This window comes from Helicobacter pylori (assembly GCF_006439795.1).
Lineage (GTDB): Bacteria > Campylobacterota > Campylobacteria > Campylobacterales > Helicobacteraceae > Helicobacter > Helicobacter pylori_CR.
The window spans coordinates 25108-51467 of record NZ_VEYL01000009.1; the positions used below are offsets into that span (position 1 = coordinate 25108).

Genomic DNA, 26360 nt, shown 5'->3' on the forward strand with positions numbered 1-26360 from the left:
CTAACCCCAAAAGACCGCTTAAAAAATTACCGCTTGATTAAAAGATAAGCTTTTTACTATTTGATCGTAAAAATACAAAAAGCCTTTATTTTCGCTCCTGATTAAGCCTTTCTTCTATCTTTTTGATTTGTTGGCTCATTTGAGCACTCGCGTTGATTTGATTGATGAGCATGTAAAGGTTTATCATCATCAAAAGCACCACCACAAGCCCTAAAAAAAACACGATTTTAACGGCTTTTTTAGCGATTTCTCGGGCTTCTTGTTCGTTTTGCATGCGTTTTTAATTTTCCAATTCTTCTGGGGATAAATCTTTGTAAAAGCGTTCTAATTCAAAGCTCTCGCCCAAATACGCAGCGATTTCTTGGGAATCCACAAGGGCGTTTTGCAAGCAACTCGTCGCGCCTGGAGAAGGGGTCATGTTAAAAGTGATGCCTTTATGGGTGCAAATCTTTTTTTCGCCTAATTCCAGTTTTCGCTTGGTTCTGTCTAAAACTTGCGGGCGCACTTCGCCAAAACCATGAGCGTATTCTAAATCTTCTAGGCTAAGAGAGGGGATGATTTTTTGAGCGTCTTTTAAAAATTTCCTTTTACCGATAATAGGCAATTCAAAAACCATGTTTTTAAACACATAATTACGGATTTCTTTATCGCTCATCAAATCAAACGCGATTTTAAACACATCTTTATTCAAATCCATTTTCAACAATTCCAAACTAATGCCCTTAAGCCAACATTTGTTGCGCTCCAATTTAGGCATCGTTAAAGCGGTAGGCCCGATTCGTGTTTTTCCTTTAATGACAGCATCAGGGTCGCCATGCACGGCTGCAAAAGGGAGTTTGGGGTTTTGAACGGTATAAACCTTACCCCTTAATAAATCCGGCACAAAATAAAAGCTGCCCGCCACAGGCAAGCACCCTAAATCCAGGCCATAGCCCATGCTCTGAGCCAAAGGCAAAGCGTAAGAGCCGGCATTGACCAGCACGAATTTAGCATACACTTCTTCAGCGTCTTCAGAAATTACGGCGTAAGTGTCGTTGCGTTTTTCAATCTTTTTCACTTTGAAATTCAAAAACACCTGGTTGTTAGGCTTTAATTTTAGGGCTTCTTCAACGAAGTTTTCACTCAACTTCGCAAAATTCATGGTGCTCCAATCTTTTTGATAACCATGCCCGATAATGTTTTCATGCCTGTCTATGCCATTAGCCCCTAAAATCACATTAGGCTCTAATTCTTTAATCTTTTGTTTGTCAAATTCTTCTAACCCCACAAAGATTTCTTTAAAGGATTCGTAGCGTTTTTTCATGAACTCGCATTCTTCATCGCCCACGCCTATAGCCATTTTCTGGGTTTCAAAAATCACTTCATTTTGCAAGCCTTTATTGAGCGCGTATTGCCTGGTCTTATAAGCGCTCAAACGCACTTTTTTAGCTTTTTCGGGAGTGTAATTCGTTTCAATAGAGCCATCATGAATGGTTTGCGAATTAGCTTTAGCGCTGGAGCTGATTTGAGCCAATTTAGAGCATTTTTCCACGATAGCCACGCGCTTTAAAGAGCTGTATTCGCTCAAAGTATAAAAGGTCGCGCACCCTGAAACCCCACCTCCAATAATAACAGCATCAAATTCCATACTCATTGTCTTTCTCCAAATGTTTTAAATTAATGAATCGTAATCATAGTATAAGAAAATCAATTCGCATTCAAAGGGCTTGAAGTTTTATTGACAAAATCTTTCAAATCGCTCATTCCAAGCACCCTGTCAATCAATAATTTCTTTTTAGAAAACGCCCCATTATGTTCTTCGGCTAACCATAATGAAGTGATCACCACGCCCCCTATTTTATGGCTCAAGGTTTTAAAATGCTTTTGGGTTTGCACCGACCAAATGCTGTGAGCGACTATCGCTTGATGGTTGTATGCGCCTAAATAGAGCATGATATGCCCTTTTAAATAGATGAGCGTTCCAAAAGGCGTGGCGTTTTTAAGGATGTAATCTTCTTTTTCTTTGGCTTTCATGGAGCTTAAATCCACATAATTGTTCGCATAACGGCTTTGCGCGTAGGAATTTCTGGGGAGCAAAATACCAAAATTAGCAAAACTATCCCTAGTGAAAGCCGAGCAATCCCTATTACCCAATAGCCCACCCCAGCCGTATTTTTGCCCTAGCATGGTGTCTATAAAATACGCCATGTTCTCGCTAGTAAAAGCCTTAGGGAAAACAAAAAAATCTTTTTCATTCAAGATCACGCTTTGTAAGGTCGCATAGCCTTTAGAATCCCTCAAAAAACCATAGGCTTTCAATTCCTTTTTTGGGGGGTTTTGAGATGCGTTTTGACTTTGGGGGATGAGAGCGAACAATTCGCCCACCCTAGCATTGGTGTAAAAATCCCCATAGTCTGTATAAAGGGGGATTTTATCTTTTATAGGCATGACATAATTTTTAAGCTTGGTTAAAAGCTCTATGTCTTTATCATGCATGTAAGCTAAATCGCTAACTTTAATCCAGCCATAAACAAAACTGCTTTGAATATGGGCGTAAGTTTTATCCGTATTAAAATGCGTGATCAAAACCGGCGTGCCTTGAAAAATCAGCGAATTTTGATACCTATCAAAAGGATAGCCTTTTTGAGAAAGGTAATAAGGTTTGTTAGTAGGCACAGCCCTCACATCGCTATCTCGCACCACAACAGCCTTAATATTAGCACTCGGGTAATGCTCAATATCCATGCTTTTAATAAGCTCGTCATTGAAAGCTTTTGCGTTGGGTTTTAGATCTTCGCCATAACCGGTGGATTTATTCATCTCCTTAAGGATCCAAAACACTTCTTTTTTATTGCTTTTGATTTTCGCATCTAGCCATGGGGAATACCACGCTTTGAGATAGCTCTCTTTTAGATTTTCTCTTAACGCTTGGGGGTCAATGCTTTGGTTATTATGACTATCATTTTGAGAGTTTGCAAGATAGCTTGAAGCCTCTTGGGGCAAGGATAAATCTTTGAGCGTGAAATCCTTTTTCATGCAACCCACAAACAAAAACAAGAAAACTACAAGAAAATAACGCATGCTTTAGAGAACCTTAACATCAAATGCGCAAATAGTTTCTTAAAATGCGCCCGTATTGCGGGCTTCTCAATTTTTTGATCGCAGAGCTTTCAATCTGGCGTACCCTTTCTCTCGTAACATTCAATTCCTTGCCGATTTCTTCTAAAGTTCGATCGCTTTCATCGTCTAAAAGCCCAAAACGCATGCGGATCACCGCTTTTTCTCGCTCATTCAACTGATCCAAAACGCTTTCAATTTGTGCTTTTAAGTCTTCGCGCATGATGTGATCAATAGAACTAACGATATTCTTATCTTCCACAAAATCCCCAAATTTGCCGTCATCATCATTGCCGACTGGGGTTTCCAAACTGATAGGCTCTTTGGTAACCTTAATCACATTCTTCACTTTATCTAACGAAAGCCCCACTTCTTCAGCCACCACTTCTAAATCAGGCTCTTTGCCGGTTTCTTGAATGTGTTTGCGCATGACTTTATTGATGCGATTAATGGTGTCAATCATGTGAATGGGGATGCGGATAGTGCGGGCTTGATCGGCTATGGCTCTGCTAATAGCTTGTTTGATCCACCAGGTCGCATAGGTAGAAAACTTGAAGCCCTTTTCATGCTCAAACTTATCCACTGCTTTCATCAAGCCGATATTGCCCTCTTGGATCAAATCCAAGAAAGGTAAGCCTCTACTTGTGAATCGTTTAGCGATGCTCACTACCAACCTTAAATTGGATTTAGCCATTTTGTTTTTAGCGCGATCGGAAATCAATTTCCCTCTTTTGATTTGCTCTAAAATTTCTTTTAGCTTGTTAGGGGCTAAATCAAAGCCTTCTTCGCTCGCTTCTTTAGTCAAAAAGAGTTTTTTGAGATCCATATACACGCTCACCATAGTCGCTTCTGGCACTTGAGCGATAATATCTTCTTTAGTCATGTTAGTGATATTAGCGAGAATTTTTTTATGGTTAGCGATCAAAACATCATTGAATAAGGGTAGCTTGTATTCCAAGCGTTTCAACTCTTTTTCAAACCCATCGCCGCTTTTTAAAGTGGTCTCCATCGTTTTGACTAATTCATTAATCAGTTTGCTAGTAGGCTCTAAATCATAGAGTCTGTCTTTGAGCGTTTGGCGTTTGTAAGCTAGGGTCAATAAACGCACTAGCTCATCTTCTTTTTCATCTACAGGGGCTTCAAGGGCTTTGAGCCATTCTTTTTTAGCCTTATCTAGGGCTTTAAAGCTTTCTTGAACCTTTTCTACGCGCTTCTTGTCTTTTTCGGAAACGACTTTTTTCCTTTCTTCGTTTTCTTCGTATTCTTCGTTGTCGTCATCTTTTTTAGAATCGCTCACGCTATTTTCATCGTCATCATCAAAGCTCCTGAAAAGCTCTTTGACCCTTCGTTCACGATTGATTAAAGCGTCTTTATACGCATAAATAAAATCAATCAAATACGGCACCGAGCAGATCGCGTCTAAAATAATGTCTTCACCCAAGCGGATTTGCTTGCTCAATTCAATTTCTTCATCTTTGCTTAAAAGTTTTATATCCCCCATTTCACGCAAATACATGCGCACCGGGCTATCGCTCCTGCTCCACTCTAAAAAATCCTTTTCTTTCAAAAAGTCATAGCCATCTTCTAATTCTTCATCTAAAACTTTTTGCTTTTCTTCGGTGTTTTTAATCTTATCAATCGCATTGAGTTTTTTAGCGTATTCTGAAGAGCTGACCAATTTCTTTTGGTATTTTTGGCACAATTCTTTGATTTTTTTGATTTGGGCTAGAGTGGGGACTTTCGTGCTGATTTGAATGATGGACTCATAAGAAACGCAATCGCTTAAGGAATTAGCGAACAATTCTTCTAACGCTTCATTAAAACTAAGCTTTTTAACAGGAACAGGCTCTTTCGCTGTTTCTTTGACTTTGCTTTCTTTGGTTTTGGCTTCTTTAATTTTGCTCTCTTTGGTTTTGTTGCTTTCTTTAGCTTTGTTTTCTTGTTTAATTTCTTGTGTGGCTTCTGCTTTGGCTTCCTGTTTAGCTCTTTTGGGGGCTTTTTCTTCGTTAGCTTTCTTTTTCATTGGACACTCCATAAAATAAGAACCCATGCTTTCAATCAAAAGCTAGGTTCATAAGATAAGATACACCTAATCCTTTGCCATTTTACTAAAAAATAGCTTAAATTCTAATTATATTATTGGAATTTTTCCCCACTTTATTAAATATTCATCACAAAATGTAAAAAATACTAAAAAGCTTTTTTACATTCCACCACTCCATTCCATAACTCTATAAAAACAAACTTAAAGCTTATCCACCATGCTTTTTAAAAATTTCGCTGAAGTTTGAGTGCTTTTTTCTAAAAACGCATCAAAGCTCATGTTAGCTTCCTCATCAGCGTTATCGCTAATGCTCCTTAGCACGCAGCATGGCACGCCAAATTTTTGGCACACAAACGCCACGCTCGCTCCCTCCATTTCCACTGCGCTCGCCTTAAACTCGCTAACTAAAAATTCTTTCCTTTCTTTGCTATGTACAAACTGATCGCCTGATGCGATGACGCCTTCTTTGAGCGCGATATGTTGCTCATTAGCGACTTTTTTAGCTAAAGCGTTCAAACTTTCGCTCGTTTCAATAAAAATCGCACTTTCAGGGATAAACCCTAAAGGGTGATCAAACGCGCTCAAATCCACATCATGCTGGACTAATTGGTTAGCCACTAACAAATCATTGATTTTTAAATCTTTAACCAAACTCCCAGCCACCCCGCTAAAAAGCACCTTTTGAACGCCAAACGCTAAAATCATGCTCGTTGTGGTTAAAGTGGAATGCACCTTGCCAATCTTGCTATAAGCGACAATGATTTCTTTATCATTATAAACGCCTTTATGGAAAACATTCCCCCCTAAAGGGATCTCTTCAAAACCCACGCCAAACAATTCTAAAATAGGGGTTATTTCTTCTCTCATCGCCCCCAAAATGCCAATTTTTTGCACCATTTCCTCCCCATCACACGTATTCTTCTAAAAACTCAATGGCTTCATCAAGCCCTTTATTATCCCCCACGCTTATAGTAGGCTTATTGCTCAATCGCTTGTTAAGCCCCTTTAACACGCTCCCGCAGCCTAATTCAAAAAAGACATCCACTCGGTCGTTGTTAGATTTCACGCAGTCTTGATAACGCACCGGCTGAGTGAGTTGCAAGCTCAATAATTCAACGGCTTTTGCTTTGTTGTGATACGCTTCGTTAGTCGCATTGGAGATGATTTCAAAATGGAATTTATCTTTTAGGCTTTTTTCTAGCAATTCCTGGAATTTAAAAATCATAGGCTCTAAAAAAGGGCAATGGCTCGCCACGCTCATTTCTAAAAAAACCACTCTTTTAGCCCCCATTTCCTTTAAAGTCGGCTCTAGGGCTTTCAAATCGTCTTTAATCCCGGCTAAAACCACTTGCATGCCGCCATTGAAATTGGCGCACCACACGTTTTTGGTTCTTTGACACAAACTCAAAAGACTTTCTTCAGAAACGCCCAAAACGACCATCATGGAAGCGTCTTTATTCGCGCACGCTTCTTGCATCATTTTGCCTCTTTGGTGCGTGAGTTTAAGGGCTTTTTCAAAATCTAACGCCCCGCTCAAAGACACCGCGCTCACTTCGCCGAGCGAATGCCCTAAAGCAAAAACGGGTTTTAACCCCCCATTTGCTTGCTTGTTGAGCAATTGGTAAGCGATATAGCTCACTAAATAAATGGCAGGCTGGGTGTAAGCGCTCTCTTTTAAAAGCTCATTTTCTTCAAAAAGCGTTTTTTTCATATCCACTTTAAGCACGTTAGAAGCCCTTTCAAACAATTCTTTAGCTAGGGTGTGGCTCTCATAGAATGATTTCCCCATTCCTATACATTGCGAGCCTTGCCCTGGAAATAATAGCGCGTATTGCATGGTGTTATCCTTTAAATTTTATTAATCCATAATTTAAAATTGTAATATAAAAGCCCTTAGTTTTGTTTAGAAACCATTAAAGTTTAAGGTTTATTTTAACTTATTTTTACTATAATTCCACTTTGTGAATGAGGACAGGTGGGTGAGTTGGCTGAAACCACATCCCTGCTAAGGATGCGTAGCCGTCAAGGTTACCGAGGGTTCGAATCCCTCCCTGTCCGCCAGCCTTTTTGCCTTTAAAAACTTTTTGTTTAGAATGTATTAACGAGACACCATAGTTTCTAAGCATTCCTTTTACGACACTCCTTTTACAGATTTTACAAATACAAATTTTAGGTTGGGTGAAGAGAGACACCCAGCCTAAACCCTATATCCACTGCGGTATTTTCAAACATTTTGAGTATAATCGTTTCCATTACAATCATAAAAAAGAAAGAACATGACTTACAGAGAATTAGGTAAGAAAGTTTTAGAACAAGCAGAGAGGCCTTTGAAAGTTAAAGAAATTTGGGAGAAAGCTTGTGAAATGGGATCAGATAAAGAACGCAACGGCGGAAAAATACCTAAGGTTAGTTTTGAAATAGCAATTCGTGAAGACAAGAAGCAATTTTATGTTGCGCACAAAGAAAAAGGAACCTATTGCTATTGGCTCAAATCTCGTGAAAGAGAATTTCCTCCACAAAAAACCCTAGATGCCAAAGAAGAAGATGATGAACAGAGCGAGTGTTCAGGCACAGCCAAAAAAACAAAAAACTCTTTTCATGAAAGGGTTTTACACTCACTGCTTGTGAAATTCCTCAGCGAAGATCCAAATTTCAAGCTCCTATGCAAAACCATCCGCCATGAAGAATGTAAAAAAGGCGAAAGGGGCGAATGCAAGTGGAGTTATCCTGACATCGTGGGCGTGTATTTTCCCTATAATAAATATTTTCCCTACAATAAATATAAAGAAGAAACTTTGAAATTTTTACACCATACCGGTCAAAAAAGACACAAGCTTTTTTCCTTTGAGCTTAAAAAAGAGCTTAGTTTTTCCAATTTAAAAGAAAACTATTTTCAAGCAGTGAGCAATTCTACTTGGGCTAATGAGGGGTATTTGGTGGTTTTTGAAGAGATTGAAGATAAAGTTTTGGTCGAATTAAGACGGCTCAACCAAAGCTTTGGTATAGGGGTGATCAAGCTAGAATCTGAGATTTCAAACTCCAAAATCTTGTTGCCAGCTAAAGAAAGAGAGATTGATATACCCACACTTAACATGCTTATAGAACAAAGTCCGAAGGATTTTAAGCCTTTTATGGCAAACATTAACAAGCAAATTGAAAAAGGACTTGATACGGCAGTGGATATGGGGGAGTTTTTTGATGAAGTGTTTGATGATGAAGCAATGCAAAAACACATTGAAAAACACATTGAAGATAAAGGCATTAAAGCAGAATAAAAAATGGGAGCGTCTTATCTTTCTTGTCCCATTTTTAAAAGCCAAGACCAGCTTTTCACCCTTTATCAAGGGGATTGTAATGAGGTTTTGCCCCAATTTGAAAATGCTTTTGATTTGATTTTTGCCGATCCGCCTTATTTCCTTTCTAATGACGGCTTAAGCATACAGAGCGGTAAAATCGTGAGCGTCAATAAAGGCGATTGGGATAAAGAAGACGGGATTGACGATATTGATGAGTTTAATTACCAGTGGATAAACAACGCCAAAAAGGCTTTAAAAAACACAGGAAGCCTTTTAATCAGCGGGACTTACCACAATATCTTTTCATTGGGGCGTATTTTACAAAAACTAGATTTTAAGATTTTAAACCTCATCACTTGGCAAAAAACCAACCCTCCCCCCAATTTCAGCTGCCGTTATCTGACGCATTCAGCTGAGTGGGCGAGAAAAAGCCGCAAACACAAGCATGTTTTTAACTATGAGATTTTAAAAAAGATCAATAAGGATAAACAAATGCGCGATGTGTGGAGCTTCCCAGCGATCGCTCCGTGGGAAAAAGCCAATGGCAAGCACCCCACTCAAAAACCCCTCGCTTTATTGGTGCGCTTGCTTTTAATGGCGAGCGATAGAAATTCCCTCATTGGCGATCCTTTTAGCGGGAGCTCTACCACAGGCATTGCGGCCAATCTTTTGAAGAGGGAATTTATCGGTATAGAAAAAGAAAGCGAGTTTATCCAAATATCAATGAACAGAAAATTAGAATTAGACGCTCGCTTTAAAGAGATTAGATCCAAGATTAAAGATTTAAGTTTCCTTTAAGCCCCTTTTTTAAGCCGCTTTAAGCGTTATATTTTTCGGATTTTACTTCAAAATGGGATTCTATTTTTACCCATTCCTTACAAAGGATGTTTTCATGCCCAAAAAGCCAGTGTTTGGGGCCAATAATGATTTTTTCTGGATTTTTTATCAAATAAGCCGCCCACCAGCTATAAGTGCTATTAGCGATAATGCCATGCTGACAAGATTGCATGAGCAGCATATCCCAATACGCCTCTTCTTCTTTATCCCTAGTGGTCATGTCTATAAAAGGGTGGCCTAGATCAAGGTTTTGCGTGAATTCTAAGTCTTCGCAAAACACAAAAAGCTCCATGTTTGGCACGCGCTTTGCCATATACTCAAGCGCCTTTTTTTGATAGTCAATACCAAGCTGACAGCCAATCCCCACATAATCCCCTCTTCTTATATGCACAAACACGCTGTTTTTAGCGGCTAAAATCAAAGCAAGTTTGCGGTGGTATTCTTCCTCTTTTTTTTTATTATTCTTATTATTTTCGGGGGGGGGGGGGGTAGAGTGAAGGTCTGCTTGATTAAAGGGGATATAGCGTCAAAATATCGTGGATCTTGGAAATAGCCAAAAAAATAAGTCAAGCGGCTTGGCTTTAGTAATTTGGGCTCGTATTCAAAAACGATTTCTTGACTCACCCTATCAAATCCTATGTATTGAAGCGCGTCTCTTACTAGCTTGGGGAGGTGTTGCATTTTAGCTGTAGCGATTTCTTTTTCACTCGCATAGGGCAAATCAATAGGGAAAAGTTCTAATTGCATTTTCCTATCGCTCCAATCAAAAGAAGTAATATCTAACAGCACAGGCGTATTAGAGTGTTTTTGCAAACTTTTAGCAAAAGCGTATTGAAACATTTGATTCCCAAGCCCTCCGCAAATTTGCACCACCTTAAAAGCCATTCAATCCCTTTGTTTTTCAAATAAAACGCTCATTTTAGCTTATTTTAAAGCCCTTTTTCAATAAAAGCCTAAAAAGTGGGGCAAGTAACGCTTTCAAATCATTTGAATTTTTTATTTGAAAAAGACGCGTATGAGGGTTCTAGCAAGCGTTTTTGGTATTCTAAAAGAATCCTATCTTCGCTATTGAGCGAGTAGGCTTCATCGTATTTGCGCTTGATGATGCCCTTTAAAATGGTGTGCTGGACTTGGTATTTATCTTCTTTAAGCATTTCATCTACTAAAGCGTAAAGCTGAATGTCTTGAATGAGTAAATCTGAAATTTTAACGCTTTCTTTATCAAACAATTCTTCATTAGCGCAATATTCATTCACTAAAATAAGCACTCGGTTATACACATCAGAGGCGATTTTAGCGTTTAGGGTTCTGTAAATGTAATCTTTGATTTTTTTGAGCTGCTCTTCTAAATCTTCACTGGCCTTGCTCGCTAAAGCTAGAATGCTTAAAATTTGAACTAGAGTCATCATTTTATGGCTTAAAGAGCGGGTGCGCCATTTAATGAGAAAGCGCATGAAATAAGACATTTTGATAGAAAGGCTACAGGGGAGGGTGTTTTTCTTGGGTTTTGGCATGCTTAGTTTCTTTTAAAAAAGGATTTTATGGTTTAATTATATAATTTTAAAATTAAAACTAGGAGTAAAGAGATGAAAACATTCAAAAAAGGCGTGGTCTTAGACGCTAAAAGCGTGGGGTTAAAAGCGCTAGAAGTTTTAAAAGAAGCGGCAGATTTTGATTTTTATGAGATCACTTCGCCTAATCAAGTGGTTGAGCGTTGCAAAGACGCTGAAATCATGGTATTGAATAAAGTCGTTATCACTCAAGAAATTTTAAGCCAATTGCCTAAACTCAAACTCATTTGCATCACCGCTACAGGCACGGATAATGTGGATATAAAAAGCGCGAAAGCTTTAGGCATAGAAGTCAAAAATGTGAGCGCTTATTCTACGGAATCTGTAGCCCAGCACACTTTAGCGTGCGCGTTGTCTTTGTTGGGGAGGATCAATGATTACGATCGTTATTGTAAAAGCGGGGAATATAGCCAAAGCGATATTTTTACGCACATTAGCGATATGAAAATGGGGCTTATTAAAGGAGGTCAATGGGGGGTTATTGGTTTAGGCGCAATCGGTAAAAGAGTCGCCAAGCTCGCTCAAGCTTTCGGGGCAAAGGTGGTGTATTATTCCCCTAAAGATAAAAAAGAAGAGTATGAGTGCTTGAGTTTAAAAGATCTGCTCACAACAAGCGATATTATCAGCATTCATGCCCCCCTAAATGAAAGCACGCGCGATTTAATCGCTCTCAAAGAATTGCAAAGCCTAAAAGAAGGGGCGATTTTAATCAATGTGGGGCGTGGGGGCATTGTGAATGAAAAGGATCTGGCTGGAATTTTAGAAACCAAAGATTTGTATTACGCGAGCGATGTGTTTGTGAAAGAGCCTTTTGAAAAAGATCATGCGTTTTTGAACCCAAAGATCCAAAATAAATTGCTTTTAACCCCCCATATCGCATGGGCGTATAGCGACAGCTTGAAAACCTTGGTAGAAAAAACCAAAGAAAATATCCAGGATTTTTTAGCTTCTCAAAAATAAACGCAAAAAAAAGGGGTTTTTTGATTGTTTGGATTTTTTACTGCTAACGCTTAATGTTTTTGGGTATAGCATGATAAAAAAGCTCAAAGCATTTTTTTAATGTAATGCAAAATAAAAGAGCTTGTTTTAATCAAGCGATGATTTCTCAAATAGAAAGAAAAGCCTTTGAGTAACCACCCCAAAGGCTTTTATGATAGAGAGCGATTACATCTTAGAAATATCAATTTTAAAGGTGTGGATTTCATCTTCTAAAAAGACTTTAACCACCACCACGCCCGGGGTTTTAAGGTTTTTGGTATCCACCACGACAAACCCTCCTTTAGCCTTATTTTCAACGTTAAGGGTGTTTTTCTTAAGGTAATTGATCGCTAGGATTTTTAAAGCCTGGCGGCTTTCTTGCATGACTTCTTGCTCTTCTACATCATCCATCATCATCATGCCAAAGCCTGGCCCATACATGCCCATTCCCCCATACATCATGCCGTTATAAGCTAAAAAACTCCCTTGCCCGTAATAAAACATAGGCGGGGTGATCATATTGATATTATCAATAGGGGCGGTCGGCACGCTGATATTAAAGCTTTGTAAAATGCCCTCAAAATCAAAACTGGATTTCATCACCTGTCTCAAGCTTAAGACCGGTAAATTCGTTTGGTTGATAGACACTGAAATGGCTTTACGGCTAAACACCACAGGATTTCCCTCTATAACTTGCGCCGCCACATACAGCACTAAGGGGGATTCATTCAAACCTTTCAATTTGCTTTGAGCGATTTCTAGCTGGACTTTAGACTTGGCTTGCGTGGAGGTCATCACTTGAATCCCATTATTATAGGAAGTAACATGTTCAGGCGTGATCTTATAGCTCGCACAAGCGCTCATCAATAAGGCTATCGCTACTAAAACGATTCTTTTCATTAAAATCCCTTTCATTAAAGTTTAATCTTCGTTTAGAATTTCCTTATTATAGTGTAGTTTGACTTAAAATTAAGATTTTATTAGGAATAAGGGCTTAAAAAAGATTTAATGTAGGCTTTCTAGCCACAAAAGGATAGAAGTTTTGATCTCATTGAGTTTTAAAACTTCTTGGTGCTTGATCCCTCTTTCAAACAAATCATCAAGGCGTTGGCTATCCGGGGTATTGTAGCTGTTTTTAAGCGTTTCTAGGGCGATTTTGTCGTTATCGTTTTTCTTTTGCTCGTTTAGGGCTAGAAGGGTGGTTCTAGGGAATTTTTCATAAGAGGCGGTGGCGGAAACAAGGGTTTTTTCGTTGGTTTTCAAGCTGGCGTTTAAAGCGGTGGCGGTGTGGGGGTCAATCAGGTATTGGTGCTCTGCATAAACTTCTTGGATCGTTTTCAAACAAGCTTCATCTGAGCAGCTCGCGCAAGAAAAATGCTCCTGTAAAAGGGCCAATTCTTTAGGCTTTAAGGCGTAAAATTTCTCTTCTTCTAAAGCTTGCATCAATTCTAGCGTGCGTTCAAACCCAAAAAGGCTAAAAAGCACCCTTTCCACGTTAGAGCTTTTTAAAATATCCATAGCCGGCGAGTAAGTTTGCTTTAAAGAGCGATGGGTTAAATCGTAACGCCCTGTCTCTATAAACTCCCTTAAAACATCGTTGCTGTTGGTTACAACCTTGATCTTAGCGATATTCAAGCCCATTTTTTTGGCATAAAACGCCCCTAAAGCGTTCCCAAAATTACCGCTAGGTATGGCTAGGGTGATTTTTTCTTTAGAATTGATCGCGCCTTTTTTATACAATTCTAAAAAGCCCCAAATATGATAGACGATTTGAAAAGCGATGCGCCCAAAATTCACGGAATTAGCCACGCTTAATTTCAATTGGCGCGCTTTTAAAGCCTCGTTAAAATCATCGTCTTTTAAAAGGTTTTTGAGCGCGTTTTGCGCATCATCAAAATCCCCACTGATCCCAAAGACCTTTAAATTGCTAGCGCTTTGGGTAACCATTTGGAGTTTTTGGACTAAACTTGTGCCGTCTTTGGGGTATAAACACACCACAAAAACATTAGGCATGCCCGCCAAACTTTCTAAAGTCGCAGGGCCGGTATCGCCGCTTGTGGAAACGAGCATTAAATACTTTTCATTTTTTCCTACCGCTAGGTTAGAAAACAAGCTCGCTAAAGGCTGCAACGCCATGTCTTTAAACGCCAAACTAGGCCCATGGTAGAGTTCTTGGACAAAAAGCCTTTCATTGAGTGCAAAAATAGGGGCTGGATTTTTAGGGTTATCAAAATTTTCATAGCGTTTTAAAGCGCTTGTCAATAAACCCTTAGGAATCTCTAAACCCAACCGTTCAAACACGCATTCTACTAGCTCGTTATAGCTCAGATTCAAACAATCTTGCCATTCTAATGTTTCAAAACGCTCTAAAGTGTAAAGCCCGCCTTTTGGGGCGTTGGGGTTTAATATTGCTTCAATAAAATCAATCTTTTTTTCTTTCAAAGAGCGCGTGGGGACAAAAGGCATTATTCTTCCTTACCATAATTTTTAGTCGTAGCATACCCTAAAAGAGCGAATGCAACCTTAAATGGTTTTTAATGAGAATGATTGATCGCCTTTTTAATCCAGTTTAATTTTGGATTTATGCTTATAATACTATAATGCGGTTTAAAATTTTGCCGCAAATGGGCAAAAAATTCATCATAGTAAGGTTGTGTTTTGTCTAAAGGTTTGAGTATCGGTAATAAAATCATATTGTGGGTGGCGTTGATTGTGATCGTGTGCGTGAGCATTTTAGGGGTGTCCTTGAACAGCAGGGTGAAAGAGATTTTAAAAGAAAACACCTTGCGTTCTATGCAAGATAGTTTGCATTTTAAGGTTAAGGAAGTGCAAGGGGTTTTGGAAAACGCCTATACGAGCATGGGAATTGTCAAAGAAATGCTCCCTAAAGACACCAAAAGAGAGATCAAAATCCACTTGTTAAAAAACTTCATTTTAGCCAATTCGCATGTCGTTGGGGTGAGCATGTTTTTTAAAGACAGAGAAGATTTGAGATTAACGCTTTTAAGGGATAACGATACGATCAAGTTAATGGAAAATCCGTCATTAGGGAATAGCCCTTTAGCACAAAAAGCGATGAAAAATAAAGAAATTTCTAAAAGCTTGCCTTATTATAGGAAAATGCCTAATGGGGCGGAAGTTTATGGGGTTGATATTCTTTTACCTTTATTGAATGAAAACGCAAAAGAGGTTGTAGGGGCTTTGATGGTTTTTATTTCCATTGACAGCTTCAGTAATGAAATCACTAAAAACAGGAGCGATTTATTTTTAATTGGCGTTAAAGGTAAAGTGCTTTTGAGCGCGAATAAGAGTTTGCAAGACCAATCTATCGCAGAAATTTATAAGAGCGTGCCTAAAGCCACCAACGAAGTGATGGCAATTTTAGAAAACGGCTCTAAAGCGACTTTAGAATACTTAGATCCCTTTAGCCATAAGGAAAATTTTTTAGCCGTTGAAACCTTTAAAATGCTAGGCAAAACAGAAAGTAAAGACAATCTCAATTGGATGATCGCTTTAATCATTGAAAAAGACAAGGTCTATGAGCAAGTAGGCTCGGTGCGTTTTGTGGTGATCATAGCGAGCGCTATCATGGTGTTAGCCTTGATTATAGCGATCACTCTCTTAATGCGAGCGATCGTGAGCAATCGTTTGGAAGTCGTTTCTAGCACCTTGTCTCATTTCTTTAAATTATTGAACAATCAAACCCATTCTAGCGATATTAAATTGATTGAAGCGAAATCTAATGACGAATTAGGCCGCATGCAAACAGCGATCAATAAAAATATCTTGCAAACCCAAAAAACCATGCAAGAAGACAAGCAAGCCGTCCAAGACACCATTAAAGTGGTTTCAGATGTGAAAGCAGGGAATTTTGCGGTGCGCATCACAGCTGAGCCTGCAAGCCCTGATTTGAAAGAATTGAGAGACGCGCTAAACGGGATCATGGATTATTTGCAAGAAAGCGTAGGGACTCACATGCCAAGCATTTTCAAAATCTTTGAAAGCTATTCTGGCTTGGATTTTAGAGGGCGGATCCAAAACGCTTCAGGTAGGGTGGAATTGGTCACTAACGCTTTAGGGCAAGAAATCCAAAAAATGCTAGAAACTTCGTCTAATTTTGCCAAAGATCTAGCGAACGATAGCGCGAATTTGAAAGAATGCGTGCAAAATTTAGAAAAGGCTTCAAACTCCCAACACAAAAGCTTGATGGAAACTTCCAAAACGATAGAAAATATCACCACTTCCATTCAAGGCGTGAGCTCTCAAAGTGAAGCGATGATTGAGCAAGGGCAAGACATTAAAAGCATTGTAGAAATCATTAGAGATATTGCTGATCAAACGAATCTATTAGCTTTAAACGCCGCTATTGAAGCCGCAAGGGCCGGCGAGCATGGCAGAGGCTTTGCAGTGGTGGCTGATGAAGTGAGGAAGCTCGCTGAAAGGACGCAAAAATCCCTCAGCGAGATTGAAGCCAATATCAATATTTTAGTTCAAAGCATTTCAGACACGAGCGAGAGCATTAAAAACCAGGTTAAAGAAGTAGAAGAGATCAACGCTTCTATTGAAGCTTTAAGATCGGTTACTGAGGGCAATCTAAAAATCGCTAGCGATTCGTTAGAAATCAGTCAAGAAATTGACAAAGTCTCTAACGATATTTTAGAAGATGTGAATAAAAAGCAGTTTTAATGCTCATTCATATTTGCTGCTCGGTGGATAACCTGTATTTTTTAAAAAAGGCTAAAGAGGCTTTTGTGGGTGAAAAAATTGTAGGGTTTTTTTATAACCCCAATATCCACCCTTATAGCGAATACTTGTTGCGTTTAGAGGATGTGAAACGCACTTGCGAGATGCTAGAAATTGAACTCATTGAAGGCGATTATGAATTAGAAAAATTTCTAAATAAAGCTAAGGGTAAGGAATTGTTAGGGGAAAAAAGCGAACGCTGTTTTGAGTGCTTTGATTTACGATTAGAAGCGAGCGCGTTGAAAGCCTTTGAATTGGGGGAAGAAAAATTCACCACCACCTTACTCACAAGCCCTAAAAAAGACCCTAACCAGCTCATCGCTAAGGGACAACACATCGCGCAAAGGCACCATTTGGAATTTGTTGTGTTCAGAAACGATAATTTTGAACATTTTAAGAGCGAGTTGGATTTAAACTTGCAAGCTTTGGCGAGAGAAAATGAGCTTTACCGGCAAAATTATTGCGGTTGTCAATTCGCTTTAAAAATCCAAAAAGAATCCCAAAACAGAAGCCCCTTTGAGCTTTACTCGCCTTTAAAACGCCAGATTTTACCCGCAAGCGTTGAAGAAAGAACGCAAGTTTTTAGAGCGTTAGACGCAGCTAAAAAGGACGCTAATAAGCCTTTTTTAGCCCAAAAAACGATCGCAACTTACCGCTTATTGAATGGGGGTGTGTGGCTTTCTAAAAATTCAAACCCCCTGAATTGCTACATTCTAGCGCGCTCTAAAAGTAAAGCTAAGGTTAGGATCAACGATTTAAGGTGGGTTTTTTCCCAGCGTTTAAACGCGCTAGTCGGTTATAGCCAAAGAGATGAAACCTTGTTTTTAACTTTAGAAGGCCTTAACACTCTTATGGCAAAAAACTACGGAAATTTAAAAGAATTAAACCTTAACCCTTTAAATTATGAAGAAGAGTTGTCTTTAAGGGCGTTAGTGAGCGGGAGCGAGAGCGTTAACCCTATTATCGTGCTAGAAGAACGCACAGAAAAAACCCTTTTTGTGGAAATTAAAAGCATTTTTCAAGAAGAAAAGGTGTTTTATTTGCTCTAAGCTAAACTTTAAAATATGGCGTTGTGTGCGAGTGGGGGTTATTGTAAAAACACACCAGTAATTTAAAGTTAATTTAAGATAATTAGGCACAATAGCCGTAAAAAGTTTAAGGCTGTATTTGAAAGCTCTATTTAGTATTTATCTCTTTTTGTCGTTGAACCCGCTCTTTTTAGAAGCTAAAGAAATCATTTGGTCCCAATTCTTAGAAAATTTTAAAAACAAGAATGAAGACGACAAACCTAAACCCCTAACCATTGATAAAAACCATGAAAAACAGAAAGTTTTAGACAAAAACCAGCAAATTTTAAAAAGGGCTTTAGAAAAAAGCCTTAAATTTTTCTTTATTTTTGGATACAACTATTCGCAAGCTACTTATTCAACCACTAATCAAAATTTGACTCTTCTGGCTAACAGCATAGGGTTTAACACCGCTACAGGCTTGGAACATTTTTTAAGAAACCACCCTAAAGTCGGTTTTAGAATCTTTAGCGTCTATAACTATTCCCATTCTGTTTCGCTCTCCCAGCCTCAAATCCTAATGGTGCAAAATTATGGGGGCGCGTTAGATTTTTCTTGGATTTTTGTAGATAAAAATATTTATCGTTTTAGGAGTTATTTAGGGATCGCTTTAGAACAAGGGGTGTTGTTAGTGGATACGATTAAACCAGGTGCTATCACAACGATTATCCCAAGAACCAAAAAAACCTTTTTTCAAGCCCCTTTGCGTTTTGGTTTTATCGTGGATTTTATCGGCTATTTGTCTTTGCAGTTAGGGATTGAAATGCCTTTAGTGAGGAATGTTTTTTACACCTACAACAACCATCAAGAAAGATTCAAACCACGATTTAACGCTAATCTTTCTTTAATCGTTTCGTTTTAATCCCCCTTTTCCCCTTTTAAATAAGCCCATGATTTTCCTAGGGTATTTTAAAAGCATGGAAAAAACATTCGCTCTAATGCCGTTTTCTTGGCATGCTCTTATGTTTTCTTTATTCCTTAATAAAAGGCTTTTAAACCCACTCGCGCTAACCCCACCGGTGCGCATGATGACTAACACTTCTTTCAAATAAGAAAAGCTTATTTTTTGCACCACAAACAAGCGGATGATCATCTCAAAATCCGCTGAAATCTTGTAATCGGTTTTGTATAAGCCGTAGCGTTCATGAATGGCTTTTTTGACAAAAAGTGTGGGGTGCGCTGGCACCACGCCATACAGCAAGGTTTTAGGGTTAAATTCCCCACTCTCATAATAGCGCACCACTTTTTCTAAACAATCCGGTTTGACAAAAACCAGATCCGCATACACGCTATCGCAATTTTTCTTTTCAAATTCATGCACCACTTTTTCTATTACAAACTCATCTTTGTAAAAATCATCGCTATTCAATAAAGCGATAATATCCCCACTAGAACGCTTTATGCCTTTATTCATGGCGTCATAAATGCCCTCATCTTTTTCACTCACCACGCAAGCGATTTTATCTCTGTATTTTTGAATGATTCCTAAAGTGCCATCCGCGCTAGCCCCATCTATAATGATGTATTCAATGTTTTTATAAGTTTGATTAAGCACCGAAAGAATGGTGTCTTCAATGGTTTTTTCACCATTAAAACACGCCGTGATCACAGAAACTTTTAACAACCCAACCCTTTTTTGATAAACTCCCCCTTGTTGCTTGGAATAAGGAATGTATAAAATCTTGATAACTATTTTGCATAATCTTTGGCATTAAAATAAGGTGGAAGATGCACCAAAATTTCACCACAACAAGAATGTATCCTTATTATATTGCAAAGCTAATGGGTCTGGACGCAACTCTAATTGTTTTGGTAAAAATATGGATTTATGATTAAGGTTGGCTAAAATGCCCTGATTATCCACTATGCGATTTGATGATGAAGTGATGATAACCACTTCATCATCATTTTCATATTCAAAACTAAATAATCCATTATCAAACATTTTATGCATTTCATAGCTTAAGGCCATGCCATTATTTACAGCAAAAGATCCACCGTCTCTATATGGGATAATATGTGCCGCTTCTAGCAAACATCTATTATCAATAAATAATGATTTGCCAGTTATGGCACATTTATAATTATAAGCCTCTAAAACACATTCTCTAAATAATCGTTGCTCTCTTGCTGGCCTAGAATTATCTTGAGTGGAATAATATAAAACAATATTATCCATTGTAGTGCTTAATGCATCCACCAAATTAAAATCAACGATCACATTATGAGAATCATCCAACACCAAAGCTGTTATAAGAAAGTTGTAAATATATGAAATGGTCCGGTTCAATTCTTTTTGTATTTTAGGATCAAGATTTTTAAAAGCATTTTCATCATATCGCATAAGTAAAATATCTTTCTTTGTGTGAGCTAAAATATTTTGCAAAATCTCTCTATTTAAATTTCTCATTCTTCTCACATAATTTAAAAGCACCAAATATGGGCGAATGGAATCTGCTGTATCATAATAGGACAAAATGAGATACAAAACTGACTGCTTATATTGATTCCAATTAACAATAGATGAAAATAAGTCTTTAGGCGACAAAGAATCAATATTTTTTCTATCACTTTTTAATACATCATTTTCATCATAAACATTGACAGAAGAACGATCAAAAGCGTTTATTATTTGCTCCGCTTCTGTGGTTGGAACAAAATAATAATCACTTGGTTTATTATAATCTATAAGTCCTATTTTTCTCATATCGGGATATTTTGACTTATTGTTGGTAGAAATAAGATTTAAATACCTCTCAGCACCAAGATGAATAAGTGTGGGTAATTCTATTCCTATAAGATTGGAAAGGTTGTGCTTAAAATGTTTGAAAGAGTCAAAAAATAAACCCGTACTATTCTTTTTATATCGCATATTAACATATTCCATCATTACCCCTTTTGCAAAACGATTATGCTCTCTCGTAAATAAAATTTAGCTTTAGAATCAACGATCTTCATCTGTTGACTAGATGTTTTAAGTTTCCTAGCAACAATGATTTCCTTGCATTTAAAGCCTAATTTTTGTGTCTCTTGTGCCAAGATTTCATCAGTTTGTATCGGTACTCCTTTATAGCAAGAATTTCCAACCACAATAAAGCAAAATCCTCCATCCTTAAGAACTTCAAAACAATTTTTTAAAACTTTTTGCATATCAAAAAAATAATTATTTAACATTGTCAAAGTGCTTGATTCTATACCTTTATTTTTAAGAATTTCTAATGTGTGATTGAGTAATATATTTTCTATTTTATCTTGTTGTTTTAAAGCTGCATTTTTGTTATTTCTTAGAGCAGATTTTTTAAGCTTTTTCCATTCTTCATAACTTTTTACAATTTTGCTACTCCATAACTCCATTTTGTAAATTTCAAAATAATCAAATAAATTTGCATATGGCGGAGATGTTAAAACACAATCAACTTTATCTTTTGGCTTATTGTCTATAGATGAGCAATTCTCTAAACTTATAACCTTAGAATTTTTTATATCAAATTCTCTTTTCAACACAAATGCCCTTAATGTGAGTGTCTTAAGATAAACTTCTATATCTTTAATCTTGCTTTCTCTATACTTAATGCCATTACCATCTTTTTTAAAATTCAGCATTTTTTCCAAATTACAAAATACTAGAAAACGCACAAAATGATAAATTTTATCATCTAAATCTTTAAAAGATTCTATAAAATCCATGATGAGATCAAATCGCTTCTTATTAGCATATTTGCCAAAAGATTCCCATTGTGGAAATGAATATTCTCTATTGCTATCCATAAAATTACCGACATGTTTTTCTGCTTTTTTTAAGTTATTAAAATCCAATTTTTCTAATTTTGCTTTAGCGACATTTATGGCAAATGGTGAAGTGTCAAAACCATAGCAAACTTGCGTTTGCGTATTTAAAAAGCTAGAGCCAACACCACAAAATGGATCATAAACACTCTCAATAGAACAACCAAAACGATTTTGTAAATGCTCTATAAGATAAGGGCTAAAGGCTTCTTTATAAGGAAAAACTTCATTTAAAGAGTCTAATATATTATCACTATTGACTAAATTTGTTAGTGTTGTAGGGTAGCTTTTCATGATAGGGATAGCTTGAGAATCTGTGATTTTTTGTAATCTTTCAATAGCCATTTTGCAATATTTGCTCGATAACTCAATACCGATAAACTGCCTGTTTAATTGATCTGCCACATAAGTTGTCGTGCCCGTGCCATTAAAAGGATCTAACACAATATCATTTTGATAAGAATAAATTTTTAATAATCTCTCAATTAATTCTTCTGGGTAAGGTGCGGGATGTAAATCTTTTTTGGCATTGTTACTAACGCATAAAATATTTTCAAAGCCTTGATCACTATCTTTATCAAAATACCAAATATTTTTTGTCCATTCTTTAAACTCTTGGCTAGTAATATCTGCTAATCCCCTTTCATTTTTATGAGTTTTATTTTCCTTATAAAACACTAATATTACTTCTCCTAAAGGTCTAAAAGACGGGCAGGAAGGGCTTTTCCAACTCCCCCAAGCTGTATTATTCCCTTGAAAATGCTTAACATCTTTTCCCTTGTGCCAAGTTATAAGCTCAAACTCCTTAAAACCAATTTCATTCAAAATTTGTGTTATATAAATACTTAAAAATCTCACCTCCTTGCTATCTCTATTTTTTACAGCAAAAGGTACATTGACACAGATTCTCCCATCCTCTTTAAGCACACGGTAGCATTCTTTAAAAATATTGTGCATTGAATTGAGATAAGATTCAAAATTTAAATCATCATTATAATTTTCATATTTGTGTGCCACATTATACGGTGGCGAAGTAATAATAATGTCTATAAAATTATCTTCTATATGATTTTTTAGAATATATAAACTATCTCCATTTAGAATCTCTTGCAAATCTCTATTCATTTTAGTATAACACAACAATTATAACTTCATATAGATTTTTACCATGGTTTGGTTGTCGCTTATGCCTTTTCTTTAGTCTCACTTAAAAAGCAAAATGATAAAAACCTTATTTGAATTTTATCTTGACCCTTAAGTTTTAAACAAATTCACTTGTTTGTCTAAATTCATAGTCGTTCCACTCACATGCGTAGCGATGTTTAAAATATTTGAACAATCAGCTAAAGTCTTAGAAGCCACTTTTTCCACTTCTACAAAATCGCTTACCATAGCTTCAATTTGGTGTCCGGATTTGGCGTAATCGTCCATGCTTTGATTGCTGTCTAAAACGACTGAGCTTAAATTGGAACTCATTTTTTCGTAAGTTTCTTGCACGCTTTTACTCATATCGCTCAAGCGCTCCATTTTTTGCGAATTGAGATTCATTTGTGAGCTTACGGTATTGATTTCTTGGACAATCACCATGATAGTGGAATTGATTTCGGCTAAAGACTTTTGAGTGCGCCCGGCTAAATTCCTAACTTCATCAGCCACCACCGCAAAGCCTCTGCCATGCTCGCCGGCCCTTGCGGCTTCAATAGCGGCGTTTAGGGCTAAAAGATTGGTTTGATCGGCAATATCATTGATAATATCCAAAATGGATTTGACATCATCAGCGTTACGGCTGAGTTGCTCCACTTGGCTAGAGAGCTCCTCTTCAGTGTGTGCGCTCTCTGTGATTTGAGAAAACAAATCCCCAATCGCATCCTTGCTCTCTTTGACAAACGCTTGCGTTTCAATCAAACGCTTCCTTAACCCTTGAGACTGCTCTATGGAAGCATTCATCATGCCCGCTATATCAGTGGCTTTATTTTTCACGGAATTTAGGGTGGTTGATGAATTTTTCATATTCTTTTGGGTTTCTTGCGTGATTTGGACTAATTTATCCATTGAAGTTTTATTGAGGGTGGAAATCCCTTTAATCTCTTCCATAATCAAGCGGGCGTTTTCCACAAACAAATTGACCCCACGGCCCACTTGCGAGATTTCATCGTTGCGATCACCCACATCAATTTTGGTCCTCAAATCCTTATCCCCATGGCTAAAAGCGTTGATTTTAAGGACCAGTTCATCAATGCGTTTCACGATCCTTAATTTAGCGTATACGAGCGTCAAAACCACTAACGCTATCGTCGCTGTCAGTATCCAAAGGAATAATTTCGTGGTGTTTTCATTAAAAACCTTATTCACGCCTTCTTTAATCGCTTTATTTTCGGTGTTAATGTCAGTGTAATAAGAAGTCGCTGCGATCACCATTTGAGACACCTCATCATAATGCGAGTAGGCGAATTTTTTCTCCGGCACGCCTCCATCGTATTTAGGCATTTTGTAATAAGTGTAGCCTCCCCCTTTTTTAGCCGCTTCCAAATACCCCCTAACATAATACACCCCATCAACGCTCTGAGCGTCAAGCCCTGATTGGCCTACGGTTTTAGGATTGACCGGATCAAACAATACTACCCCATTTTTATCCACCACCACCATGTAAATCATGCCCTTATCGTCGTTGATGCGTTTAAAATAATCTAACGCCATTTTTCTTGCAGTAGCGTTATCAAAATTTTTGTAATACTCATGAATGCCTTGTTCAAGAATTTTTGTCATGTAAGCGAGCGTTTTTTCACGCTTTTTGTATTGCCCGTTTTCTAAATGTTCCATGAGTTGCGCTAACACATCTTTTTGCATAACCTTTACAAAACCAATAAAAAGCCCCCCTAAACCTAAAAGTGCAGCTAACACGACCAGCATGATACGAGTCCCTAACGAAGTAAACATCATTTATCTCCTATAAATCATTTTTAAGTCAAACCCTAATTTTAGAGTTTAGCTTCCAAATGTACCCCCCCCCCCGAAAAATGAGAAGAGACACAAAGTAAAATTAAACCTCGGTTGTTTGAAAACCGCCCAAAAAGTGAAAAGCCAACAATTTAAGATTATATAACACCCTTTTTTAAGTTAGGCTTAAAAATAAATAATAAAAATAAAAAATCTTATTTAACTTCACTTTCTTTAATGGATCTTATGTTCAAAGTCCTCCCGTCTTTTGAAGTGGGGATTTTGATGCTCCCCTCTTTTAATTTTTCTCTCAATTTTTTTAGCAACGGGTTTTTGAAATCGTAGTTGATGATTTCCCAGTTATGTTCCAGTTCAGGGGTTACCTTCCCGCCTTTTTCTTCCGTGATGTATTTGATGATTAAATCCCGTATTTGCCCGTTATCTTGCAATGCATCGTAAGAATTATAATACCTATTAGCGTCTGTAACCAATTTTAATGTCGTGGATAATGTCCCGAATCGGTAATTGTTGATTGCTAATTTATAGATTGCTTTGGGGTCAATGGGTTTGTTGTTGATTGTGGGATTGATAATCCTTTGTCCGGCGGGTTTTGTAACATCAACTTTGTAGGTTACGCCAGAAAACATATCAAAGTTATAACCGCGAATATTTTCATTAAAGCTGATCGTCAGATCGCCTGGTTGCAACTGGTTGTAAAATTGATACGACCATTCCATGTATTTCAACAGATTTTCACCCGTTATATTCACTCCAATGAGCGTGTTAGCGAACTTGTAAATATAAGCGACATCTTTTCTTTTGAAAGGCCCTTTTTTCAAATTCGCCCCAAAATTGAATAAGGCTGCCGCTGAAACATCGGCTTTTGCGTAATATTTTTGCACTTTATTGATCAATTCTATCACCGGTGTTTCTTGCAAGGCGGCGGTGGGCATTGTAGTGATTTTTTCTCCTCCTGTGATAAAATCAGGCCTGTCAATAAAGGTTTTTGTAACTTCGCCGACCACTTCATTAGCGTATTCTTTTGATTTTTTATCCACATATTCATATTTTTTCGCTAATTCTTCATCTTCTGGCACGCCTTTTGTGGGTAAATTTTCAGTCGTTACGATTTTTTTCTTCGTTTGGGTGTCAAACACCACCACGCCCTTTGCCAGATAAGCCCCATACGCTCCAGGCTCAATGGTATGCACCTTTCCTATTTTAGTGTTATAAACCGCATGCTCATGCCCTGCAAAAATGATGTCAAATTGCGGGAATTTTTTCGCTAAATCCGGTATCCCATCGCCTCCTTTCTCATCTTCTCTCCCCAAATGAAAAGTGCCAATCAAAATATCATACTTCCCTTTTAGCTCACTCAAGGTCTTTTCCAACGCTTCTTCAGCGTCCAAAAACTCCAAGCCTGCAAAATGTTCAGGCGTAGAGGCCTCCCAAGTAGGGATGTGCGGCACCACATACCCCACAATTGCCACTCTCACGCCATCAATTTTCTTGATCGCATAAGGTTTCACAAACGGCTTATTGTCTGTAGTTTTGATGATATTCGCATTCACGACAGCGCCATTAAAACCCTTAATGTTTTTCTCTAAAAAATCCTTGCTGAAATTAAACTCGTGATTCCCAAGCACACGAATATCAAATTTCAAATCATTTTGAGCTAAAACTAGCGGGTGAATCGGCTCATCATTAAACAACTCCGCGCTATTACCCTGCAACAAATCCCCGCTGTCAATCAAAATCACATTTTTATTCTTGGCCCTTTGCTTTTTGATTAAGGTCGCAATCCTTGTCAAGCCGTTATCGGGTTTTTGCTCGCCAACCGCATAATCATACGAAAAAAGCCGCCCGTGAATGTCTGAAGTTTCTAAAAACACTATTTTGACTTCTTTTGCAGATATTGAAAGCGTTAGCGTTAAAAAGATGACCAAAATCAATTTTTTCATTGAAATCCTTCCATAAAAGAGATTCATAACGATAATTTTTACAT

At 37.8% G+C, this 26360-nt stretch carries 22 protein-coding genes and 1 tRNA gene; 7 read left to right on the plus strand and 16 right to left on the minus strand.

The features are described from left to right. Window positions 1-85 precede the first annotated feature (85 nt). From FIM66_RS04970 to fabD, 6 genes are all read right to left on the minus strand, one after another. The gene (locus tag FIM66_RS04970) at window positions 86-274 is read right to left on the minus strand and encodes a DUF5408 family protein (protein ID WP_001178792.1); all 189 of its coding nucleotides are present in this window, start codon (window positions 272-274) and stop codon (window positions 86-88) included. Between the two features lie 6 nt (window positions 275-280). After that, entirely contained in the window at window positions 281-1633 is a 1353-nt protein-coding gene (locus tag FIM66_RS04975) for an FAD-dependent oxidoreductase (RefSeq protein WP_000061414.1), read from the minus strand. 53 nt (window positions 1634-1686) lie between these two features. Continuing rightward, window positions 1687-3060, minus strand: coding sequence for a C40 family peptidase (locus FIM66_RS04980; RefSeq protein ID WP_140490381.1), 1374 nt, complete (start codon window positions 3058-3060; stop codon window positions 1687-1689). A 19-nt stretch (window positions 3061-3079) separates the two neighbouring features. Beyond that, window positions 3080-5119, minus strand: coding sequence for an RNA polymerase sigma factor RpoD (rpoD, locus tag FIM66_RS04985; protein WP_140547932.1), 2040 nt, complete (start codon window positions 5117-5119; stop codon window positions 3080-3082). 222 nt (window positions 5120-5341) lie between these two features. Next, on the minus strand, window positions 5342-6037 hold the full coding sequence (locus FIM66_RS04990) for a 5'-methylthioadenosine/adenosylhomocysteine nucleosidase (protein ID WP_140547931.1): 696 nt from the start codon (window positions 6035-6037) through the stop codon (window positions 5342-5344). A 10-nt stretch (window positions 6038-6047) separates the two neighbouring features. Further along, window positions 6048-6977, minus strand: coding sequence for an ACP S-malonyltransferase (gene fabD / locus FIM66_RS04995; protein WP_108337884.1), 930 nt, complete (start codon window positions 6975-6977; stop codon window positions 6048-6050). Between the two features lie 132 nt (window positions 6978-7109). Here fabD and FIM66_RS05000 point away from each other — a divergent pair. The 3 genes from FIM66_RS05000 to FIM66_RS05010 all read left to right on the plus strand — a co-directional run bounded on the left by FIM66_RS05000 (window position 7110) and on the right by FIM66_RS05010 (window position 9234). After that, window positions 7110-7201: transfer RNA gene (locus FIM66_RS05000), tRNA-Ser, on the plus strand. A gap of 215 nt (window positions 7202-7416) precedes the next feature. Further along, the gene (locus FIM66_RS05005; RefSeq protein WP_140600139.1) at window positions 7417-8415 is read left to right on the plus strand and encodes an HTH domain-containing protein; all 999 of its coding nucleotides are present in this window, start codon (window positions 7417-7419) and stop codon (window positions 8413-8415) included. Between the two features lie 3 nt (window positions 8416-8418). After that, complete coding sequence (locus tag FIM66_RS05010; protein ID WP_140600140.1) at window positions 8419-9234, plus strand: DNA-methyltransferase; 816 nt, start codon at window positions 8419-8421, stop codon at window positions 9232-9234. A 19-nt stretch (window positions 9235-9253) separates the two neighbouring features. Here the strand turns inward: FIM66_RS05010 and futC1 are convergent, their stop codons facing one another. From futC1 to FIM66_RS05025, 3 genes are all read right to left on the minus strand, one after another. Next, the gene (futC1, locus tag FIM66_RS05015; RefSeq protein WP_140547930.1) at window positions 9254-9694 is read right to left on the minus strand and encodes an alpha-(1,2)-fucosyltransferase FutC1; all 441 of its coding nucleotides are present in this window, start codon (window positions 9692-9694) and stop codon (window positions 9254-9256) included. Further along, window positions 9691-10158, minus strand: coding sequence for an O-fucosyltransferase family protein (locus FIM66_RS05020; RefSeq protein ID WP_140600141.1), 468 nt, complete (start codon window positions 10156-10158; stop codon window positions 9691-9693). Before FIM66_RS05020 ends, futC1 begins: the two co-directional genes overlap by 4 nt. A gap of 98 nt (window positions 10159-10256) precedes the next feature. Then, window positions 10257-10787 (minus strand): hypothetical protein, encoded by a 531-nt coding sequence (locus tag FIM66_RS05025; protein ID WP_140600142.1) that lies wholly within the window; start codon window positions 10785-10787, stop codon window positions 10257-10259. A 72-nt stretch (window positions 10788-10859) separates the two neighbouring features. Here FIM66_RS05025 and FIM66_RS05030 point away from each other — a divergent pair, with 72 nt between their 5' ends. Beyond that, window positions 10860-11804, plus strand: coding sequence for a D-2-hydroxyacid dehydrogenase (locus FIM66_RS05030; RefSeq protein WP_140568375.1), 945 nt, complete (start codon window positions 10860-10862; stop codon window positions 11802-11804). A gap of 204 nt (window positions 11805-12008) precedes the next feature. Here the strand turns inward: FIM66_RS05030 and FIM66_RS05035 are convergent, their stop codons facing one another. Together FIM66_RS05035 and thrC are read right to left on the minus strand one after the other, a co-directional pair. Beyond that, a complete protein-coding gene (locus tag FIM66_RS05035) occupies window positions 12009-12722 on the minus strand; it encodes a hypothetical protein (protein WP_140600143.1) in 714 nt (237 codons plus the stop codon). Between the two features lie 105 nt (window positions 12723-12827). Next, window positions 12828-14288, minus strand: a complete 1461-nt coding sequence (gene thrC / locus FIM66_RS05040) for a threonine synthase (protein ID WP_140600144.1) — start codon at window positions 14286-14288, stop codon at window positions 12828-12830. Between the two features lie 192 nt (window positions 14289-14480). On the opposite strand from thrC, the gene tlpA reads away from it, so the two are divergent. From tlpA to FIM66_RS05060, 3 genes are all read left to right on the plus strand, one after another. Continuing rightward, window positions 14481-16508: a methyl-accepting chemotaxis protein TlpA gene (tlpA, locus tag FIM66_RS05050; RefSeq protein ID WP_140600145.1), complete on the plus strand. Its 2028-nt coding sequence runs from the start codon at window positions 14481-14483 to the stop codon at window positions 16506-16508. Continuing rightward, entirely contained in the window at window positions 16508-17614 is a 1107-nt protein-coding gene (locus FIM66_RS05055) for an epoxyqueuosine reductase QueH (RefSeq protein WP_140547924.1), read from the plus strand. The genes tlpA and FIM66_RS05055 overlap by 1 nt, the downstream gene beginning before the upstream one ends. Before the next feature lie 118 nt (window positions 17615-17732). After that, complete coding sequence (locus FIM66_RS05060; protein ID WP_140600146.1) at window positions 17733-18494, plus strand: outer membrane beta-barrel protein; 762 nt, start codon at window positions 17733-17735, stop codon at window positions 18492-18494. Here the strand turns inward: FIM66_RS05060 and FIM66_RS05065 are convergent. The 5 genes from FIM66_RS05065 to FIM66_RS05085 form a co-directional block, all read right to left on the minus strand. Continuing rightward, the gene (locus FIM66_RS05065; protein ID WP_140547922.1) at window positions 18477-19256 is read right to left on the minus strand and encodes a glycosyltransferase family 2 protein; all 780 of its coding nucleotides are present in this window, start codon (window positions 19254-19256) and stop codon (window positions 18477-18479) included. The two genes, FIM66_RS05060 and FIM66_RS05065, sit on opposite strands and share 18 nt — an antisense overlap. A gap of 117 nt (window positions 19257-19373) precedes the next feature. Beyond that, window positions 19374-20522 (minus strand): HNH endonuclease, encoded by a 1149-nt coding sequence (locus tag FIM66_RS05070; protein ID WP_194146358.1) that lies wholly within the window; start codon window positions 20520-20522, stop codon window positions 19374-19376. Beyond that, window positions 20522-22543, minus strand: coding sequence for a DNA methyltransferase (locus tag FIM66_RS05075; protein WP_140547921.1), 2022 nt, complete (start codon window positions 22541-22543; stop codon window positions 20522-20524). Before FIM66_RS05075 ends, FIM66_RS05070 begins: the two co-directional genes overlap by 1 nt. 129 nt (window positions 22544-22672) lie before the next feature. After that, window positions 22673-24328, minus strand: a complete 1656-nt coding sequence (tlpB, locus tag FIM66_RS05080; protein WP_194149260.1) for a methyl-accepting chemotaxis protein TlpB — start codon at window positions 24326-24328, stop codon at window positions 22673-22675. Between the two features lie 242 nt (window positions 24329-24570). Then, window positions 24571-26316, minus strand: coding sequence for a bifunctional metallophosphatase/5'-nucleotidase (locus tag FIM66_RS05085; protein WP_140548839.1), 1746 nt, complete (start codon window positions 26314-26316; stop codon window positions 24571-24573). Between the last annotated feature and the right edge of the window lie 44 nt (window positions 26317-26360).

Excerpts from the sequence above, each read along its gene's own strand:
- FIM66_RS04970 (WP_001178792.1), bottom strand. The coding sequence starts at position 274 with ATGCAAAACGAACAAGAAGCCCGAGAAATCGCTAAAAAAGCCGTTAAA.
- FIM66_RS04975 (WP_000061414.1), bottom strand. The coding sequence starts at position 1,633 with ATGAGTATGGAATTTGATGCTGTTATTATTGGAGGTGGGGTTTCAGGG.
- FIM66_RS04980 (WP_140490381.1), bottom strand. The coding sequence starts at position 3,060 with ATGCGTTATTTTCTTGTAGTTTTCTTGTTTTTGTTTGTGGGTTGCATG.
- rpoD (WP_140547932.1), bottom strand. The coding sequence starts at position 5,119 with ATGAAAAAGAAAGCTAACGAAGAAAAAGCCCCCAAAAGAGCTAAACAG.
- FIM66_RS04990 (WP_140547931.1), bottom strand. The coding sequence starts at position 6,037 with ATGGTGCAAAAAATTGGCATTTTGGGGGCGATGAGAGAAGAAATAACC.
- fabD (WP_108337884.1), bottom strand. The coding sequence starts at position 6,977 with ATGCAATACGCGCTATTATTTCCAGGGCAAGGCTCGCAATGTATAGGA.
- FIM66_RS05005 (WP_140600139.1), top strand. The coding sequence starts at position 7,417 with ATGACTTACAGAGAATTAGGTAAGAAAGTTTTAGAACAAGCAGAGAGG.
- FIM66_RS05010 (WP_140600140.1), top strand. The coding sequence starts at position 8,419 with ATGGGAGCGTCTTATCTTTCTTGTCCCATTTTTAAAAGCCAAGACCAG.
- FIM66_RS05020 (WP_140600141.1), bottom strand. The coding sequence starts at position 10,158 with ATGGCTTTTAAGGTGGTGCAAATTTGCGGAGGGCTTGGGAATCAAATG.
- FIM66_RS05025 (WP_140600142.1), bottom strand. The coding sequence starts at position 10,787 with ATGCCAAAACCCAAGAAAAACACCCTCCCCTGTAGCCTTTCTATCAAA.
- FIM66_RS05030 (WP_140568375.1), top strand. The coding sequence starts at position 10,860 with ATGAAAACATTCAAAAAAGGCGTGGTCTTAGACGCTAAAAGCGTGGGG.
- FIM66_RS05035 (WP_140600143.1), bottom strand. The coding sequence starts at position 12,722 with ATGAAAAGAATCGTTTTAGTAGCGATAGCCTTATTGATGAGCGCTTGT.
- thrC (WP_140600144.1), bottom strand. The coding sequence starts at position 14,288 with ATGCCTTTTGTCCCCACGCGCTCTTTGAAAGAAAAAAAGATTGATTTT.
- FIM66_RS05055 (WP_140547924.1), top strand. The coding sequence starts at position 16,508 with ATGCTCATTCATATTTGCTGCTCGGTGGATAACCTGTATTTTTTAAAA.
- FIM66_RS05070 (WP_194146358.1), bottom strand. The coding sequence starts at position 20,522 with ATGATGGAATATGTTAATATGCGATATAAAAAGAATAGTACGGGTTTA.
- FIM66_RS05075 (WP_140547921.1), bottom strand. The coding sequence starts at position 22,543 with ATGAATAGAGATTTGCAAGAGATTCTAAATGGAGATAGTTTATATATT.
- tlpB (WP_194149260.1), bottom strand. The coding sequence starts at position 24,328 with ATGCTGGTCGTGTTAGCTGCACTTTTAGGTTTAGGGGGGCTTTTTATT.
- FIM66_RS05085 (WP_140548839.1), bottom strand. The coding sequence starts at position 26,316 with ATGAAAAAATTGATTTTGGTCATCTTTTTAACGCTAACGCTTTCAATA.